The sequence below is a fragment of the Actinoallomurus iriomotensis genome, from assembly GCF_030269445.1.
Classification (GTDB): Bacteria; Actinomycetota; Actinomycetes; order Streptosporangiales; family Streptosporangiaceae; genus Actinoallomurus; species Actinoallomurus iriomotensis.
Genome location: NZ_BSTJ01000011.1, coordinates 232,609 through 249,603 on the forward strand (window position 1 = coordinate 232,609; position 16,995 = coordinate 249,603).

15 protein-coding genes are annotated in these 16,995 nt (G+C 71.3%); 8 read left to right on the forward strand and 7 right to left on the reverse strand.

Annotation, left to right across the window (positions count from 1 at the left end; genetic code table 11):
- Window positions 1–167 precede the first annotated feature (167 nt).
- The 5 genes from QSK37_RS38060 to QSK37_RS38080 all read right to left on the reverse strand — a co-directional run bounded on the left by QSK37_RS38060 (window position 168) and on the right by QSK37_RS38080 (window position 4,947).
- Window positions 168–1,085 (reverse strand): 1-phosphofructokinase family hexose kinase, encoded by a 918-nt coding sequence (locus tag QSK37_RS38060; protein ID WP_285630742.1) that lies wholly within the window; start codon window positions 1,083–1,085, stop codon window positions 168–170.
- Window positions 1,082–2,179, reverse strand: a complete 1,098-nt coding sequence (nagA, locus tag QSK37_RS38065) for an N-acetylglucosamine-6-phosphate deacetylase (RefSeq protein ID WP_285630744.1) — start codon at window positions 2,177–2,179, stop codon at window positions 1,082–1,084. Before nagA ends, QSK37_RS38060 begins: the two co-directional genes overlap by 4 nt.
- Complete coding sequence (locus tag QSK37_RS38070; protein ID WP_285630746.1) at window positions 2,176–3,057, reverse strand: ROK family protein; 882 nt, start codon at window positions 3,055–3,057, stop codon at window positions 2,176–2,178. Before QSK37_RS38070 ends, nagA begins: the two co-directional genes overlap by 4 nt.
- Window positions 3,054–3,920: an SIS domain-containing protein gene (locus QSK37_RS38075; RefSeq protein WP_285630747.1), complete on the reverse strand. Its 867-nt coding sequence runs from the start codon at window positions 3,918–3,920 to the stop codon at window positions 3,054–3,056. Before QSK37_RS38075 ends, QSK37_RS38070 begins: the two co-directional genes overlap by 4 nt.
- A gap of 106 nt (window positions 3,921–4,026) precedes the next feature.
- Window positions 4,027–4,947, reverse strand: coding sequence for an isocitrate lyase/PEP mutase family protein (locus tag QSK37_RS38080; RefSeq protein WP_285630750.1), 921 nt, complete (start codon window positions 4,945–4,947; stop codon window positions 4,027–4,029).
- Window positions 4,948–5,401: 454 nt separating this feature from the next.
- Here QSK37_RS38080 and QSK37_RS38085 point away from each other — a divergent pair, with 454 nt between their 5' ends.
- The 5 genes from QSK37_RS38085 (at window position 5,402) to QSK37_RS38105 (ending at window position 12,390) form a co-directional block, all read left to right on the forward strand.
- Window positions 5,402–6,169, forward strand: coding sequence for a bestrophin-like domain (locus tag QSK37_RS38085; protein WP_285630753.1), 768 nt, complete (start codon window positions 5,402–5,404; stop codon window positions 6,167–6,169).
- A gap of 947 nt (window positions 6,170–7,116) precedes the next feature.
- Entirely contained in the window at window positions 7,117–8,013 is an 897-nt protein-coding gene (locus tag QSK37_RS38090; protein ID WP_285630756.1) for a hypothetical protein, read from the forward strand.
- A 205-nt stretch (window positions 8,014–8,218) separates the two neighbouring features.
- Window positions 8,219–9,646: a family 2B encapsulin nanocompartment shell protein gene (locus QSK37_RS38095; protein WP_285573947.1), complete on the forward strand. Its 1,428-nt coding sequence runs from the start codon at window positions 8,219–8,221 to the stop codon at window positions 9,644–9,646.
- A 78-nt stretch (window positions 9,647–9,724) separates the two neighbouring features.
- Window positions 9,725–11,140, forward strand: a complete 1,416-nt coding sequence (locus QSK37_RS38100; RefSeq protein ID WP_285630762.1) for a family 2B encapsulin nanocompartment shell protein — start codon at window positions 9,725–9,727, stop codon at window positions 11,138–11,140.
- A 212-nt stretch (window positions 11,141–11,352) separates the two neighbouring features.
- Window positions 11,353–12,390, forward strand: a complete 1,038-nt coding sequence (locus QSK37_RS38105; protein WP_285630765.1) for a family 2 encapsulin nanocompartment cargo protein polyprenyl transferase — start codon at window positions 11,353–11,355, stop codon at window positions 12,388–12,390.
- Between the two features lie 404 nt (window positions 12,391–12,794).
- Here QSK37_RS38105 and QSK37_RS38110 read toward each other — a convergent pair whose 3' ends face one another.
- Window positions 12,795–13,382: an HD domain-containing protein gene (locus QSK37_RS38110; protein ID WP_285630767.1), complete on the reverse strand. Its 588-nt coding sequence runs from the start codon at window positions 13,380–13,382 to the stop codon at window positions 12,795–12,797.
- 84 nt (window positions 13,383–13,466) lie between these two features.
- Here QSK37_RS38110 and QSK37_RS38115 point away from each other — a divergent pair, with 84 nt between their 5' ends.
- Window positions 13,467–14,066 carry a DUF7691 family protein gene (locus QSK37_RS38115; protein ID WP_285630769.1) on the forward strand — a complete coding sequence of 200 codons (600 nt, stop codon included), beginning with the start codon at window positions 13,467–13,469 and terminating at the stop codon, window positions 14,064–14,066.
- Window positions 14,067–14,106: 40 nt separating this feature from the next.
- Here the strand turns inward: QSK37_RS38115 and QSK37_RS38120 are convergent, their stop codons facing one another.
- Entirely contained in the window at window positions 14,107–15,030 is a 924-nt protein-coding gene (locus QSK37_RS38120; protein WP_285630770.1) for an RNA polymerase sigma-70 factor, read from the reverse strand.
- A gap of 154 nt (window positions 15,031–15,184) precedes the next feature.
- Between QSK37_RS38120 and QSK37_RS38125 the strand changes: the two genes are divergently transcribed.
- Window positions 15,185–15,568, forward strand: coding sequence for a DoxX family protein (locus QSK37_RS38125; RefSeq protein ID WP_285630774.1), 384 nt, complete (start codon window positions 15,185–15,187; stop codon window positions 15,566–15,568).
- A gap of 132 nt (window positions 15,569–15,700) precedes the next feature.
- Window positions 15,701–16,993, forward strand: a complete 1,293-nt coding sequence (locus QSK37_RS38130; protein ID WP_285630777.1) for a cytochrome P450 — start codon at window positions 15,701–15,703, stop codon at window positions 16,991–16,993.
- The last annotated feature ends 2 nt before the right edge of the window (window positions 16,994–16,995 follow it).

The window sequence follows — 16,995 nt, forward strand, 5'->3', positions numbered from 1 at the left end:
ATGTCGCTCATCCATCCCCCGTGACCTGCCGGAGTTCACGAAACTGCCCAAAGGGGTTCGGCTGATCGGTTCAACCGTGTTGGGTGTCCGGGGTCTTGACGATCCTAAGCCAAAGAGACTAAGGATTCCGTTAGGCACCGGCCACCGTCGCGCCGCGCGGCCGGACCTTATCCCGCGCTCTCGGCATCACGCCCGCTCTGCGGCGAAGACGGACGCCGAGCTCGGAATTCCTCGTACGCGGATCGGTCGAACGAGCCCGCGAGAGGAGCGAGCACGGCCGCGGCCGACAGCGCGGCCGCGTCGGCGAGGAGGCCGGGCCACGACACCGCGCCCCCGGCGGCGACTCCCGCCGCGAGCGCCGCCACCACCGCGTCGCCCGCACCGGTCGGGTTGCCGGACACCCGCCGCGGCGGCGCGGCACGGTGCACCCCGCCGGCGGTGACGGCGAGCAGCCCGTCGGCGCCCAGCGACACGACCACCGCGGACGCCCCCAGCATCCGCGCACCGGCCACCGGGTCGTCGGTGCCGGTCGTCCCGGCGAGCTCCTCGGCGTTGGGCTTGACCGCCCAGGCGTGCGGCGCCGCGCGCAGCAGGGCCTCGCCGGACGTGTCCACGATCACCGGGACGCCGCGCGCGGACAGCCGCGCGGTCAGGCCGGCGACGGCCTCGCCGTCCACGCCGGGCGGCAGGCTGCCCGAGATCACCAGCGCGTCGGCGTCCGGCACGCGCGCCTCCAGCGCCGCCCACTCCTCCGGCGCGACGGCCGGTCCGGGCTCGCCCAGCATCGTCGCCTCGCCCCCGGCCACCACGGTCACCGTCCGCCGCGTCTCCCCGGCGGCCGGCACCAGGTCGTGCGCCAGCCCGGACGCCTCCAGGTCCGCGCGTACGGCTTCGCCGGTCGGGCCGCCCGCCAGGCCGAGGACGAGCACGTCATGGCCCAGCGACCGCAGGACCCGCGCGACGTTCACGCCCTTGCCGCCCGCCCGCGCGTGCACCGAGTCGACCCGGTTCGTCTCGCCGGGGCGCAGCTCCGTCACCGCGTACGTGACGTCGAGCGCGAGGTTCGGCGTGATCGTGACGATCACGCCGTGAGGACTTTCCGTACCCCCAGGTCGTCGTCGAGCACCAGCAGGTCGGCGCGGAGCCCGGGGGAGACGGCGCCGCGGTCGGACAGCCCCAGCAGGGCGGCGGGGGTGGTGGCGGACATGCGCACGGCCTCCTCCAGGGACAGCCCGGAGTCGCGCACCGCGCGGCGGAAGATCTCGGCCGCCGTCGCCGTGCTGCCCGCGATCGAGCCGCCGTCGGTCAGGCGCGCCACCCCCTCGCGCACCTCCACGCCGAGCCCGCCGAGCTCGTACTCGCCGTCGGACATGCCCGCGGCGGCGATCGAGTCGGTGACCAGCGCGGCGCGCCCGGTCCCGGCCGTACGGGCGGCGTGGCCCACGACCGCCGGGTGCAGGTGCGTGCCGTCGCCGATCAGCTCGACCACGACGTCCGGCGCGTCCAGGAGGGCGAGGATCGGGCCCGGTTCACGGTGGTGCAGGGGGCGCATCCCGTTGAACAGGTGCGTGGCCACCCGCGCGCCCGCGCGGACCGCCTCGCGCGTCACCTCGTACGTCGCGTCGGTGTGGCCGACGGCGGGCAGGGCGCCGGCCTCGCGGACCCGCCGCAGCGCGTCCAGGCCGCCGTCCAGCTCGGGCGCGATCGTCATCATCCGTACGTGCGGGACCCTGAGCAGCCGTTCGACCGTCGCGGCGTCGGGGTCGCGCAGGAGCGTGGGATCGTGCGCGCCCTTGCGCGCCGGGGACAGGAACGGCCCCTCGTAGTGGATGCCGGCGACGACGCCGTCGGCGGCGAGCTCGGACAGCACGGACGCGCGGCGTTCGAGGACGTCCGGAGCCGCGGTGACCAGGCTCGCCACCAGCGTCGTGGTGCCCCGCTCCCGGTGGAACGCGGCCGCGCGGGCGCACTCGCCGGGGTCGGCGGAGTCGAACGACGCGCCGCCCCCGCCGTGGCAGTGCAGGTCCACGAAGCCCGGCACGATCACCGCGCCGTGCAGGTCGGCGTGCTCGGGCACGCCGTGGCCGACGGCCGTGATCCGGCCGTCCGCCACCTCCACCCAGCCGGGTTCGAGGACGCCGTCCAAGGCGACGACCCGGTCCGCGCTCAACACGGTCATTGCGTCTCCAACAGGTCGAGTGCCCACAGTCCGGCGCCGACACACCCCGCCTCGTCGGCGAAGCGCGCCGTGGTCAGACGCGGCCTGCGGTGGAACGTCAGGCGTCCCTCGATGTCGTCGGCGAGAGGTCCCAGCAGCAGGTCGCCGGCGCGCGACAGGCCGCCGCCGATGACGATCACCTCGGGCGCGGCGAGGACGGTCGCGGCGGCGAGCGCGGTGCCCAGCCAGCCGACCGTCTCGGCCCACACCGCCACGGCGTCCGGCTCGCCCTCGGCGACCAGCGCCGCGACCGCGTCCGCGGTCGCCTCCCGCCCGGTGCGTCGGGCGTACCGGCGGGCGATCGCGGGCCCGGACGCCACCGCCTCCAGGCAGCCGGTGCCGCCGCACACGCAGGGCTCGTCCGCGCCCACCGACATGTGCCCGATCTCCCCGGCGTAGCCGCTGCCGACGCACAGGTGGCCGTCGATGACCATCGCCGCGGCGATGCCGGTGCCGATCGGCACGACGAGGGAGTTGCGCGCGCCGCGCGCCGCGCCGAGGCGCTGCTCGGCCGTGCCGCCCGCGCGTACGTCGTGGCCGACCGCGACCGGCAGGCCCGTGCGCTCCTGGATCAGGGCGCGGAAGGGCACGTCGCGCCAGCCGATGTTCTCCGACCAGGCGGCGACGCCGGTCTCGTCGTCGACGATGCCCGGCACGGCGAGGCCGACGGCCTCGGCCCCGGGGGCCTGCGCCACCAGCTCGCCGACGGTGTCCAGGACCGCGGCGACGGCGGCGTCGCCGCGTGGGGTGGGCCGCCGTACGGTGGCCGTCCGCTCCAGGTCGCGATCCATGACCGCGCCCTTCATCGACGTGCCGCCGACGTCGAGAGCGACGATCATGGGAGGACGACCGAGCGGGTGAGGGACCGCGGCCGGTCCGGGTCCAGTCCTCTGGCGCGCGCGTGGGCGACGGCGAGCCGCTGGGCGACGATGAGGTGCGCCATCGGGTCCAGGTCGCTCGCGGCGAACGCCGCGCCGGCGGCGGCCACGTCCTCGGCGAGCCCATCGGGCGCGGAGCCGAACATCCAGGTCAGCCGGCCGGGCTGGGCGATGCTGATCGGTCCGTGGCGGTACTCCATCGCCGGGTAGGACTCGGTCCACAGCTGCGCGGCCTCGCGCGCCTTCAGCGCCGCCTCGTCGGCCAGCCCGACCGTCCACCCGCTGCCGAGGAAGGTGATCTGCCCGGCCTCCAGCCACTCCGGGGCGAGCGGCTCGCCGAGCGCACGCACCGCGTCGGCGTCCGGCACGGGGTCGCCGAGAGAGGCGCGCAGCAGCGCGAGCGCCGACGTGGCGAACCTCGTCTGCACCACCGACCGCTCGTCGGCGAACTCCAGGACGACGGTACGGGTGCCGGCGGGCACCGGCGCGTCGGGCACGGCGGTGATCACTGTCGTCCCGGGCAGCCGTTCGAGGGCCCGCAGCACCTCCGTGGTCGTGCCGGAACGGGTGATCGCGACGTGGCGGTCGTAGTCACGGCCGTAGGGCAGCTCCGACGCGGCGAACGCGTCGGTGACCCCGAGACCCCTGGCCTCCCGCAGGGCGGCGTACGCCTTCGCCATGTACAGCGACGTGCCGCAGCCGAAGACCGCGACCCGCTCGCCGTCGCGTGGCAGCGCGTCCCGTACGCCGGGCAGCCGCTCGGCGGCCTGCCGCCAGCACGACGGCTGACTGTCGATCTCCGCCTCGACGTGATAGTCCGCCAAACCCGCCTCCACCACGTGCTCGTTCCTGCGCGAATCGTGCTCGCATCATGCACTAATGAACACATACTCGCCAAGAGAATGAAACCGTGCGCGGGCGGGGCCCCGATCAGCGTTCGTGATGGCGGCTGATGTTGCGTTCGAGCAGGTCAAGGCAGTCCGCGACGCCGACGGAGTCCTCGGGCAGCCGGCCGTCGTCCTTCGCGAGCCGGGTGAGCGCCTCCTCCATCGCGGACTGCGCGGCGAACAGACACGGTGTGCTGTAGATCGCCACGTCGACGCCGAGCTCGGCCAGGTCGCTCAGCGAGAACCGCGGCGACCTGCCGCCCGCGATCTGGTTGAACAGCACCGGCTTCCCACCGGCGACCGCTTTCACCTTGCGGATCCACGCGGCGCTGCGCACGCCGTCGACCAGGATGACGTCGGCGTCCGTGGCGGCCAGCGCCTCGGTGCGGCGGAGGATCTCCTCTTCGCCGGTGGCGTCCGTACGGGCCACGACGACGAGGTCCCGGCGGGTCTCCAGCACCATGCGCAGCTTCTCCAGGTACTCCCCGAGCGGCAGGATCCGCTTGCCGTCGACGTGACCGCAGCGGCGCGGCCGGTCCTGGTCCTCCAGGACCACGCCGGAGGCGCCGATGGCCTCCAGCTGCGCGACGACGTGACAGGCGACCTCGGGGTCGGCGTAGCCGTCGTCGATGTCGACCAGCAGATGGTGCCGGGGAAACGCCTGCCGCAGACGCTGCACGAAGGCGACGATGTCCGGCCAGGCGATGAAGCCGATGTCGGGCAGCCCGTAGTAGGAGGCGGCGAAGCCGAACCCCGAGACGAAGAGCCCGTCGTAGTGTCGGGCGGCGACGGACGCGGAGAACATGTCGAAGATCCCGATGAGAGGGGTGACCCCGCAGGCCCGTACGGCGTCTCTCAACCGCCTCCCGGCCTCGCCCGTGTACGGTCCCGGCCCGGTGCTGCTCGCGTGGCGTCCTGGCCCGCTCGGGTTCGGCCCGGCGCCCTGCGTCGTGGTCGGGCTCATCGCGTCCATTGGCCCCCGATTCGCCGTTCTCTCCCTTTGTTTCACGCGTCACGCTAATCGAGGGGTCCTTCGTCCCGGCGAAGCCATTGGTTAAATGTCGGTCACCTCGCCGCGCATTTAAGATCGTTTCCACAAACGGCTTGGTTTATGCCCGTATTACGGGCGGACCCGCAGGTGGCCGCGGGAACCCGACGGTGTCCGGAAGCGGTCGCCCCGGACGTGTGTGAAACCGCACGGACGGATCATTCGGCGCTCATCGTGCACGACATCGCAGGTCATTCGTCCCGATAGCGGACATGCCGCGAGGTATCCCATCCGGGCGCCTCTTCGAGAGGTCGGAATCGGCTCGTTTCACGGCTTCACCACGGTCACCCAATGTGATAGTCAAATAACGCTCAGCACATGCCGGGCATCCGCCCCTCCCCGCCAGCCACACAAAGACCTGGAGCCGGTCATGCTCGTCTGCATTCTCGCCGTCGTCGCGGCGGTCGGAGTCGTCGTCGCGGCGGCCCTGCTCTTCCGCAAGTTCGGCCGCGGCTCCGACGACAGTGATCCCGGCGGCGCCACCGCGGGTCACGCCGGCTCGATGCTGTCGGCGCTGTTCCTGCTGGTCTTCGCCATCGCCATCGTCATCCCGTGGACCAACGCCGACTCCGCGCGCGAGAACACCTACACCGAGAGCCGCGCGCTCGTCGAGGCGTACTGGGCGGCGGCCGCGCTGCCCGCTCCGCAGGGCCGTGACGTGCAGGCCGACCTGCGCGCCTACACCGACCTCGTCGTGGGCCGCGAATGGAACTCGATGAAGCGGGGCCACGTCACCGCCGAGGGCGACGACCGGCTCACCGCGCTCCGCTCGAAGCTCAACGCCCTGCCCGTGGCCAACGACGACCAGAAGGACGACCGCGACGCGGTCGTGGAGCAGCTCCAGGCCCTGGCCACGGCACGCGGCCAGCGCGCGCTGGACGCGCGGACCCACCCGCCCGCGGGCCTGCTCTACATGACCATCCTGACCGGTCTCGTCGTCCTCATCTTCCCGTTCATGGCGGGCGCCCGGCCCCGTGCGATGACGATCGTGCCGCTCGGCGTGATGGCGGCCCTGCTGGGCTTCGGCGTCTTCCTCGCCTTCGACATCTCCCACGTCTTCACCGGTGCCCTGCGCGTCAAGCCGGACGCGTACATCACCGCCCAGCACGAGTTCCAGCAGATCCCGGAGAGCCGCTGATGCGTGTCGCCCCCACCCCTCGTACCGCCGGCACCGCCTGCGCGGCCGTCCTCGCGGCCGGTACGGTCGTCGGCCTCACCGCCACCCCCGCCCTCGCGACCGTCCCGAACACCGACCAGCCCCCCGCCACCCGAACCGACCAGCGACGCCCCCGCCCGCCGGCCGACGGCTCACCGCGAACGCGCCCCCAACGGCGCGACGCCGACACGACAGACCCAGAGGGGAAGGCCGGGCCACCCCCCGCAGCCGGAAACCCCGCCGCCCCACGGGGAGACACGAGTACGCCGACCCGGGCGCGCCGGCCGTCCGCGGGGCGCTCCCAACGGATGAATGCCGGGTCGCCCAGAGGAGCTGAGGTTCCTCGCGCCGCCGGTGCCTCTCCACGAGGGGAGGCGGCTGCCCCGGGCCGGTCCGCTCAGGCGCCCGCCGGATCGCCCGTACCAAGCACAGGAGACGCGGGCGCGCCGGTTAGGGCCGGTCAGAGGCCTGCCGGGCGTGCTTCGGATGGGCGGGCCGGGTCGCCCGTGCCGACCTCTGGCCTCGTCGGCGGCCCGCTTTCCGCCGGTGCCTCCTCGCGAGGAGACGCGGGCGGGCAGGCCGGGGCGCCCGCGGGACTCGCGAGCCTTTTCGGCGGCCCGCCCTCTGGCGGTGCCGCCCCGCCGGGAGACGCGGGCGCGCCGGTCAGGGCCGGTCAGACGCCTGTCGGGCATGCTCCGGATGGGCGCGCCCCCGGTCATCCGTCGTCCGCCGATGCCTCCCGGCCGGAAGACGCAGGCGCGTCGTCCTCCTCCCCGTCTGGGCATGCCGCCGGCGATGGGGGCGCCGCCAAGCCTCGGGAGCGCGGCGCGCCCGAGGCGTCCGCAGGGGAGGGAGGCGCCGCCGATGAGCGGGTCGCCGGCGGTTCTCCGGCGTCGGCCCTCGACCCGGGCAACGGTCCGCTGGCCCTGGTGAAGGCGCTGCGGCTGGGCGGCGCCCCCACGACGTCGCCCGTGCTCGCCGCGAAGCCCCGGAAGCGCGGCGCGCCGGAGGGAAGCGTTGCCGACGAGTCGCCGGTCGCCGGCGGTTCTCCGGCGTCGGCCCTCGACCCCGGCAACGGTCCGCTGGCCCTGGTGGGTGCGCTGCGGCCGGGCGGTGGCCCTACACCTCTGCCCGTGCTCGCCGCCAAGCCTCGGGAGCGCGGCACGCCCGAGGCGTCCGCAGGGGAGGGAAGCGCCGCCGATGAGCGGGCGGCCGACGGTTCTCCGGCGTCGGCCCTCGACCCTGGCAACGGTCCGCTGGCCCTGGTGGGTGCGCTGCGGCCGGACGGTGGGCCCACGCCTCTGTCCGTGCTCGCCGCCGACCTCGGTGTCGGCTCCGCCTCCTCGGTGGCCGCCGGACAGGCGGACATCGCGCACGTGAGCGTCCGCGCCATCTACCCGCTGTGCGTCTACGTCAGCGTGCTCAACCTCGTGACGGTACGCGCGGAGCTCGGCGACTGCGGCCCGGCACCGTCACCGCCGGTGCCCCCGCCGCCGCCGCCACCGACTCCGCCCCCGACACCGCCGGCGCCGCCGCCGAGCCCGGCACCACCGCCGCCCGCCGCTCCGCTCCCTCCTGGCGGCACCTCCCCGGCCCCGGTGGCGCCCGTCGTGGCCCGTGCCGTGCCGGCCGCCCCGACGCGTACACCGCCCGCGGCGCACCGGCCGTCCGCGCCGGTCACGGCGCAGCACCGCAGGGCGTCCAGGCCGAAGGCCGCGCCCGCGCCGCCCCGGCACAAGAATCCGCTGACCACGCTGATGGTGCTCGTCGTCATCACGGCCGTCATCGCGGCGGGTGCCGGCGTGGCGTTCGCGGCCGCTCCGTGAGCGTGCGAGAGCCCGTGACGGCGCGCCTCGGCGACCCGGAGAACAACCTTCGATTGCCTATTGTGATCAAAGGGATACACAACGTAATGTCATCCGCGAGCAAAGGTGTTAATTCAGTGCCGGGCCGATATGCCGCCCTTCCTGGCAGCCGGTTCGGCGGCTGAATTAATCACCCGTCGGTTTCCCCAGTCGGTACGAACACGGAATGGTGGTGTGTGTCGTGACGGAGTCGGCGCAGTCGGGTCTGGGTGTTGAGGGTTCGCCGTTGAGTCTGGGTACGGCGGCGGCGCGTAATTTGGCGACGACGACGAAGTCGGCGCCGCAGATGCAGGGGATTTCGTCTCGGTGGTTGTTGCGGATGCTGCCGTGGGTTCAGGCGTCGGGTGGGGTTTATCGGGTGAACCGGCGGTTGAGTTATGCGGTGGGGGATGGGCGGGTGAGTTTTTCTTCGACGGGGTCGGAGGTGCGGGTTGTTCCGCCGGAGTTGTGTGAGCTTCCGTTGTTGCGGGGGTTTGGGGATGAGGGGACGTTGAATGCGTTGGCGGGGCGTTTTGTGCAGCAGGAGTTTGATGCTGGGGATGTGATTGTGGAGGTGGGGAGGCCTGCGGATCAGGTGTTTTTGATCGCGCATGGCAAGGTGAGTCGGGTGGGGGTTGGTAAGTATGGTGATGAGACGGCTTTGGGGGTGTTGGCGGATGGTGATTATTTCGGTGATCGGGCGTTGGCCGGGTCTCAGGAGACGTGGGATTTCACCGCCAAGGCCCAGACCAAATGCATCGTCCTGACCCTTTCCGGGATGGTCTTCCAGGAGATCGTCGACCAGTCCGACACTCTCCGCACCCATCTCGAGCGCTACCGCGAGGGGCCCACCGGAGACCAGAACGAGCACGGCGAGGCCGCGATCGCGCTCGCGTCGGGACACACCGGTGAGCCGGTGCTGCCGGGCACGTACGTGGACTATGAGCTGTCGCCGCGCGAGTACGAACTGAGCGTCGCCCAGACGGTGCTGCGGGTCCACACGCGGGTGGCCGATCTGTACAACCAGCCCATGGACCAGGTCGAGCAGCAGTTGCGGCTGACGATCGAGGCGCTGCGAGAGCGGCAGGAGAACGAGCTGGTCAACAACCGCGAGTTCGGCCTGCTGCACAACGCCGACCTCAGCCAGCGCGTCTACACCCGCTCCGGCCCGCCCACCCCCGACGACATGGACGAACTGCTGTCGACGGTCTGGAAGAACCCGGGGTTCTTCCTCGCCCATCCGAAGGCCATCGCCGCGTTCGGCCGTGAGTGCAGCCGCCGGGGCGTCTACCCCCAGAGCGTCGACTTCGCCGGCAACTGGGTGCCCGCCTGGCGCGGGGTGCCGATCTTCCCCTGCAACAAGATCCCGGTGAGCGAGGCCCACACCAGCTCGATCATGCTGCTCCGCGTCGGCGAAGAGGACCAGGGCGTCATCGGGCTCCACCAGACCGGTATCCCCGACGAATACCAGCCCGGCCTGTCGGTCCGCTTCATGGGCATCAGCGACCAGGCGATCATCTCCTACCTCGTCAGCGCGTACTACTCCGCCGCCGTTCTCGTGCCCGACGCGCTGGGCATTCTCGAAAACGTGGAAACCGCTCCGACGAACGAATAACGGGCCGCCGATGGGCGCGGAGCGGCACGCGCTCCGCGCCTCTCCCCGTACGGATCAACAACTGACAGTGAAAACAGAATGGTGGTGTGTGTCGTGACGGAGTCGGCGCAGTCGGGTCTGGGTGTTGAGGGTTCGCCGTTGAGTCTGGGTACGGCGGCGGCGCGTAATTTGGCGACGACGACGAAGTCGGCGCCGCAGATGCAGGGGATTTCGTCTCGGTGGTTGTTGCGGATGCTGCCGTGGGTTCAGGCGTCGGGTGGGGTTTATCGGGTGAACCGGCGGTTGAGTTATGCGGTGGGGGATGGGCGGGTGAGTTTTTCTTCGACGGGGTCGGAGGTGCGGGTTGTTCCGCCGGAGTTGTGTGAGCTTCCGTTGTTGCGGGGGTTTGGGGATGAGGGGACGTTGAATGCGTTGGCGGGGCGTTTTGTGCAGCAGGAGTTTGATGCTGGGGATGTGATTGTGGAGGTGGGGAGGCCTGCGGATCAGGTGTTTTTGATCGCGCATGGCAAGGTGAGTCGGGTGGGGGTTGGTAAGTATGGTGATGAGACGGCTTTGGGGGTGTTGGCGGATGGTGATTATTTCGGTGATCGGGCGTTGGCCGGGTCTCAGGAGACGTGGGATTTCACCGCCAAGGCCCAGACCAAATGCATCGTGCTCGCCCTGTCGCGCGAACGCTTCGACGAACTCGTCGAGCAGTCCGAAGAACTGCGCGACCACCTCGCCGGCCTGCGCGACCAGGAACGGCCGCCGCAGAACAAACACGGCGAGGCCGCGATCACCCTGGCCTCCGGGCACTCGGGTGAGCCGGTGCTGCCGGGCACGTACGTGGACTATGAACTGTCGCCGCGCGAGTACGAACTGAGCGTCGCCCAGACGGTGCTGCGGGTCCACACGCGGGTCGCCGATCTGTACAACCAGCCGATGAACCAGGTCGAGCAGCAGTTGCGGCTGACGATCGAGGCGCTGCGAGAGCGGCAGGAGAACGAGCTGGTCAACAACCGTGAGTTCGGCCTGCTGCACAACGCCGACCTCAAGCAGCGCATCTACACCCGCTCCGGCCCGCCCACGCCGGACGACATGGACGAGTTGGTCACCCGCCGCCGCAAGACCCGGTTCTTCCTCGCCCACCCGAAGGCCATCGCCGCGTTCGGCCGTGAGTGCAACCGCCGGGGCGTCTACCCCCAGAGCCTCGAAGTGGAGGGCCACGCCGTGACCTCCTGGCGCGGAGTGCCGATCTTCCCCTGCGACAAGATCCCGATCGGCGACGACCGTACGACCTCCATCATCGCGATGCGGACCGGCGTCGACGACCAGGGCGTCATCGGCCTGCACCAGACCGGCATCCCGAACGAGGTGCAGCCGAGCCTCTCGGTGCGGTTCATGGGGATCAACGATCAGGCCGTCCTGTCCTACCTCGTCAGCGCGTACTACTCCGCCGCCGTTCTCGTGCCCGACGCGCTGGGCATCCTCGAGAACGTCGAGATCTCCCGCTGACGAGAGGCACCCATGACCGAGCGAGGGAATCGAAGGCACGGTCCGGTGGTCACTCCCTCCGACGGAGGAGGGCCCATGACCGAGCGAAGCGAGGGAATCGAAAGACACGCCCCCGTGGTCACCTCCTCCGACGGAGGAGGCCCCGTGACCGAGCGAAGCGAGGGAATCAGCAGCGCAGCCCCCACGGTCTCCTCTCCGGCGGGGGAGGTCTCATGACCACCACCGACCACCCGACGACGACGCGCGAGGCGGGCGAGATCCTGGCCTGGAGCCGGAGCGTGGTCGACCCGGCCCTCCGCTCGGCCGTCGACACGCTTCCCGCGCCGATGCGGCTGATCGCGGGCCACCACTTCGGCTGGTGGGACGAACGCGGCCAGCCGGCCCACGCCGCCGGAGGCAAGGCGATCCGCCCGACCCTCACCCTGCTGGCCGCCGAGGCCGTCGGCGCCGCGCCGGCGGTGGCGGTGCCCGCGGCGGCCGCGATCGAGTTGGTGCACAGCTTCTCTCTGCTGCACGACGACGTGATGGACGGCGACCGTACGCGCCGGCATCGCCCCACGACCTGGGCCGCGTTCGGGGTCGGCGCCGCGATCCTCGGCGGCGACGCACTGCTGACACTCGCCTTCGACCTGCTGGCGGCCAGCGGGCATCCGGCCGCCACCGAGGGCATGCGGTGGGTCAGTGCCGCCGTGCAGAGGCTCGTCGCCGGTCAGAGCGCCGACATCTCGTTCGAGACGCGCACCGACGTGGAGCTGTCCGAGTGCCTGTCGATGGCCGGCGGGAAGACCGCGTCGCTGCTGGGCTGCGCGTGCGGCCTCGGCGCGCTGTTCGCCGGCCGGCCCGATCAGGCGGTCCGGCTGCGTGCCTTCGGCGAGCAGCTGGGCCTGGCGTTCCAAGTGGCCGACGACCTGCTGGGCATCTGGGGCGACCCCAAGCTCACCGGCAAGCCCGTCTACGCCGACCTGCGCCGAAGAAAGAAGTCCTTGCCGGTCGTCGCCGCCCTGACCTCGGGCACGCCGGCCGGCCACGAGCTGGCCGCGCTCTACCACCGAGACCTGCCGATGTCCGACAACGAACTGATCCAAGCGGCGGAGCTGGTCGAACGCGCCGGAGGCCGCGCCTGGTGCCGCCGAAAGGCCGATGACCTGCTCGCCGACGCCCTCCACCACCTACGCTCGGCCAATCCCGCCGCCCGCCCCGCCGACGAACTCACCACCCTCGCACGAATGATCACCCGCCGCGATCACTAGACGGCGAGCCGTACCCCCGCGCCGAACCACGAGGCGACACACAGGCGCGCTGGAAGGCGTGACCCAGAGGCCGCCGACCGCAGGGGGTGTGAGCTGGGGGTCGGGGTTCGCGGCGTCCGGATCGGGGGTGGTGGGGAGGCGTGTCGCAAGGCGCCGCAGTTCGCGGTGGGGTTGTGCGGGGCGTGAGCTGAGGACCAGGGTTCGCGGCGCCCGGATCAGGGTGATGGGAAGGCAGAGGCGCACTGGGAGGCGTGGCGGGAGGTCGCCGACCGCAGGGGGCGTGGGCTGGGGATCGGGGCTCGCGGTACCCGGAGCAGGGGGGATGGTGCAGGGCGCGGCCTGGAGGCCGCAGGCCGCAGCAGGGTTGTGCCGGGCGTGCGTCGGAGAGGTCGGCGGCGTCCGGGTCAGGAGGTGATGGGATGAGCGGACTGGAAGGCCAGGCGCCGGTCGGCGTCGGCGGCGAGTTCGGTGAGCAGGTCGTCGAGTGTCATGAACACCTCCCACGGCTCCTGCCCGACGGCCGTCGCGAGGTGGTCGACGACACGCTGCTCCAGGTGGGGCACCCGTTTGCCCTTCCACACCTTGTCGGCCAGGCTCACCAGCAGATCCTCGAACGTGACGTCCGGCCCGTCCCAGCTGCCATGCGTACGCGCGAACCGCGCGAGCCTCTCCTCGACGCCGTGGTCCAGCAGTAGCCGATGCCCGCGCCGCTCGTGCTCCGAGCCGGGTCCCGACAGCTCCGCGGTCACGTATGTCTTGCCGACGTCGTGCGTTGCCGCGCCGTAGCGCACCGCCTCCTGATCGACGTCCACGCCGGGGAACCGCTCGTACAGTGCGTCGAGCAGCCGGCACGCGACATCGTGCACCGCCCGCAGATGCGCCCCGAGCCGAGGAGGCGCGTCGAGCCGGCGCAGCAGCCCGTCCACCTCCTCGGGCAGCGGCCGAAGCCCGGCCTCACCACGCAACGCCCGATCGAGAGCCGAGGATGCCATCCGCGCACGATAGCGAACCCCGCACCACCGCGGAGCCCGTCCGCCGCGGCGTCGATGTCGGTACCAGCCGCTACGGTTCCCGGCATGAGCTACTCGCTGAGCCTCTATCTCGTCGACCTCGAGAAGGCCCGGGGCGCCATCGGCTCCGGCGACGACAAGCTCCGCCGGATGATCGGCGGCCGGTTCAAGACCACGATCGCTCACGCGGACGAGTGGTTCGACAGCGAGATCAAGGCGGGTGCTCCCACGCGGTACGACGCCATCAGGGCGGTGATCGACGGCGGCCCGTACGACGCCGCGTACGGCTTCCAGTACGGCTACGCCTACCAGACGATCTGCCAGTTCCACGGCAGGTTCCTGGACAACAGCGAGTTCTCGCCGTTCCGGGGTGACTGGCTGGAGACGGTCGACCAGGGGCTCGCCGAGCTCGGCATCGGTGTCCGCGTCACCGACTTCATGTACGGCACGGTCCCTTCGGAGCTGCCCCCTCCCGATCATCTCCCTTGCTACGGCGAATGGTCGCCGAAGGAGTGCGCGCAGGCGGTGGCCGGGTGGGAGGCCACGACCGAGGAGCAGCGCGACGCTCTCGACGAGGAGGTCCTCATGGCGATCGAGTCGTGCGTCGGGTGGGCACGCGAGGCGCAGGCCAGGCCCGGCTGGTCGGTCGCCGGCTTCGGCTTCTGACCGGCGACCCCTCACCCCGGCCGACGACGGCGGTCCGCCCTCAGCGGCTCAGCGCGGTCTCCCGCTCGACACGTGACAGCTTCTCGGGATTGCGCACGAAGTAGAGCCCGGTGACGAGGCCGCCTTCGACCCGTACCGCCAGGACGCCGTCGATCTCCCCGTCGAGCCGCATGATGAGCCCCGGGCAGCCGTTGACCTGCACCGGCTCGACCGACGTCTGGGCGCCGACTCGCTCCAGACCGGCCGCCAGCAGACGGGACACCTTGCCGGCTCCCACGACGGGCTGCCGTACGGCCTGCTTGACTCCGCCGCCGTCGCTCAGGGCGACGACGTCCGGCGCGAGGACGTCGAGCAGGCCCTGCAGGTCACCGGTCTCCACCGCCCGTTGGAACGCCTGGAGCGCGGCCCGGCTGTCGGCCGGGGAGACGACGTCGCGCGGGCGGCGGGCGGCGACGTGTGTCCGTGCCCGGTGCGCGATCTGGCGGACGGCCGCGGGAGTCTTTTCGACGGCTTCGGCGATCTCGTCGTAGTCGAGTTCGAACACCTCGCGCAGCACGAACACCGCCCGCTCGGTCGGTGCGAGCGTCTCCAGCACCAGCAGCACGGCCAGCGACACGCTGTCGGCGAGTTCGACGTCATCGGCCACGTCGGGCGTGGTCAGCAGCGGTTCGGGCAGCCAGGGGCCGACGTAGGTCTCCTTGCGCCTGCTGAGCGTGCGCATGCGCATGAGCGCCTGGCGGGTCGTCATCCGCACGAGGTACGCGCGCCGGTTGTGCACCGTGTCGAGATCGATGTCGGTCCACAGCAGCCAGGTCTCCTGCAGGACGTCTTCGGCGTCGGCGGCGGAGCCGAGCATCTCGTACGCGACGGTGAACAGCAGGTTGCGGTGGGCGACGAACACCTCGGTAGCGGGGTCCGGGCGAGCGCCGTCGCTCACGCCGGGTCGTACGTCGTGCTCTGCCACCGATGGCTCCTCATCTCGACACATCACACCACGGCGGGCCGACGGTCGCCGTCTGCCTATGGCGTACGTCACACGCCTGAGCCGTCACACATCCCGCGGCGCCGGCACCTGGTGGACGAACCACCCACAACAGCACACCTTAGGGAGACCTCTCATGAACCTCGCGCTGTGGATCTGCGCCGGCCTGCTGGCCGTGGTCGCCTTGACCGGCGGCATCAGCAAGACATTCGTGCCCAAGGAGAAACTGTCCGCGGCCCCGGGCGGGGGATGGACCGGCGACGCCGGCGTCGGCCTCGTCAAGACCCTCGGCGTCCTCGAACTCCTGGCCGCGGCGGGCCTGATCCTGCCCGCGGTGGCCGGCGTCGCACCGGTGCTGGTGCCGGTGACCGCCACCTGCTGGGTGCTGCTGATGGTCGGCGCGATGATCACCCACGGCCGGCGCGGCGAGCCGAATTTCGTGGTCCTGAACCTGATCTACCTCCTGCTCGCGGCCTTCATCGCGTGGGGCCGCTTCGGCCCTGGATCCTTCACCGGCTGACAAGCGCGCCTTGCAATTTCGCTAATGGAATGCACTTCGCTATATTTTCATAAACTCTGTAGGGGTTCCGGTCCATCGCGTTAACTGGGCATACTGGCATTCCGCCAAAAAGGGTCCCGATCGGAGACAGTGGTGGCGACCGTCATTCCCACCGCGCCGGGTCGGCTGCCGCTGCTCGGTCACCTGCCGTACTTGTTGCGCGCGCCGTTGCCGTTCATGCGGTCGCTGCGCGCGCTCGGTGACGTCGTGGTCATCCACGTTGCCGGCAAGCCGATGTACGTGGTGAATGACTCAGAGCTTGTCCACCGGATTCTGGTCGCGGACGTGAGTCGTTTCGACAAGGGAGTCCAGTACGACAAACTCAAGGCGCTGCTCGGGAACGGGCTCTCGACGGCCACCGGGGTGGCGCACCGGGACCGGCGCCGATTGATGCAGCCGGCGTTCCATCCGCAGCGCGTTGCCAGATATTCGACGCTGATGGGCGACCTCGCGTCATCGATGGTGGATGACTGGAAGGACGGCGAGGTGATCGCCGTCGACGAGGCGATGCGGCGGCTGTCGCTCATGGTGGTGGTCGGCGCGATGTGCTCGGCGGAGTTGGGGGCCGACGCCGTCGCGGTGATCCAGCGCGATCTGCCGGTCGTGTTGCGCGGCATTCCCTGGCGCGCGCTGTCGCCGATCGAGTCACTGGAGCGGCTGCCGCTGCCCTTCAACCGCAACTTCGCCGCGGCCAACGCGAGGCTACGGCGCACGGTCGAAGAACTGATCGAGCGCTATCGAGCGGACGGCCTGGACCACAACGATCTGCTGTCCCTCCTGATGAGCGCGCACGACGCCCATACCGGAGCGGGGTTGGACGACGCCGCGATCCGCGACGAGGTCGTCAACCTGCTCTTCGCCGGTACCGAGACGACCGGGAACGCGCTGGCATGGGTGTGGCACGCGCTCGCGGCAAACCCTGACGTGGAGCATCTCCTGCACGAGGAGGTCGACGCGGGCGGGTCCGCGTACACGCGGAGAGTGATCCGCGAAGCGCTCCGCCTCTACCCGCCGCCGTGGCTGATCACACGACGCGTCCGAGAACCGGTCTCGCTCGGCGGGTACGACCTGCCCGCCGGGGCTTCAGTGCTTTTCAGCCCGTACGCGACCCACCGTGATCCGGCGGTCTATCCCGACGCGGAGCGCTTCGACCCGGACCGTTGGTCGCCCGAGCGAGCCCGCGAGGTGCCCCGGCACGCGTACATGACGTTCGGCGGTGGCGCGCACAACTGCATCGGCGAGGGATTCGCCCTCCTGGAGATGACGACGGTGACGGCGACGATCGCCGCGCGCGTCCGGTTGCGACCGGTCGACCGCACGGTGGAGAAGGCGTCCGCGACGTTGATACCGAGCCGGCTTCGCATGCGGGTCGAGCGGAGAGAGTAAGG

Excerpts from the sequence above, each read along its gene's own strand:
- nagA (WP_285630744.1), bottom strand. The coding sequence starts at position 2,179 with ATGACCGTGTTGAGCGCGGACCGGGTCGTCGCCTTGGACGGCGTCCTC.
- QSK37_RS38070 (WP_285630746.1), bottom strand. The coding sequence starts at position 3,057 with ATGATCGTCGCTCTCGACGTCGGCGGCACGTCGATGAAGGGCGCGGTC.
- QSK37_RS38080 (WP_285630750.1), bottom strand. The coding sequence starts at position 4,947 with ATGAGCCCGACCACGACGCAGGGCGCCGGGCCGAACCCGAGCGGGCCA.
- QSK37_RS38085 (WP_285630753.1), top strand. The coding sequence starts at position 5,402 with ATGCTCGTCTGCATTCTCGCCGTCGTCGCGGCGGTCGGAGTCGTCGTC.
- QSK37_RS38095 (WP_285573947.1), top strand. The coding sequence starts at position 8,219 with ATGGTGGTGTGTGTCGTGACGGAGTCGGCGCAGTCGGGTCTGGGTGTT.
- QSK37_RS38100 (WP_285630762.1), top strand. The coding sequence starts at position 9,725 with ATGGTGGTGTGTGTCGTGACGGAGTCGGCGCAGTCGGGTCTGGGTGTT.
- QSK37_RS38105 (WP_285630765.1), top strand. The coding sequence starts at position 11,353 with ATGACCACCACCGACCACCCGACGACGACGCGCGAGGCGGGCGAGATC.
- QSK37_RS38110 (WP_285630767.1), bottom strand. The coding sequence starts at position 13,382 with ATGGCATCCTCGGCTCTCGATCGGGCGTTGCGTGGTGAGGCCGGGCTT.
- QSK37_RS38115 (WP_285630769.1), top strand. The coding sequence starts at position 13,467 with ATGAGCTACTCGCTGAGCCTCTATCTCGTCGACCTCGAGAAGGCCCGG.
- QSK37_RS38125 (WP_285630774.1), top strand. The coding sequence starts at position 15,185 with ATGAACCTCGCGCTGTGGATCTGCGCCGGCCTGCTGGCCGTGGTCGCC.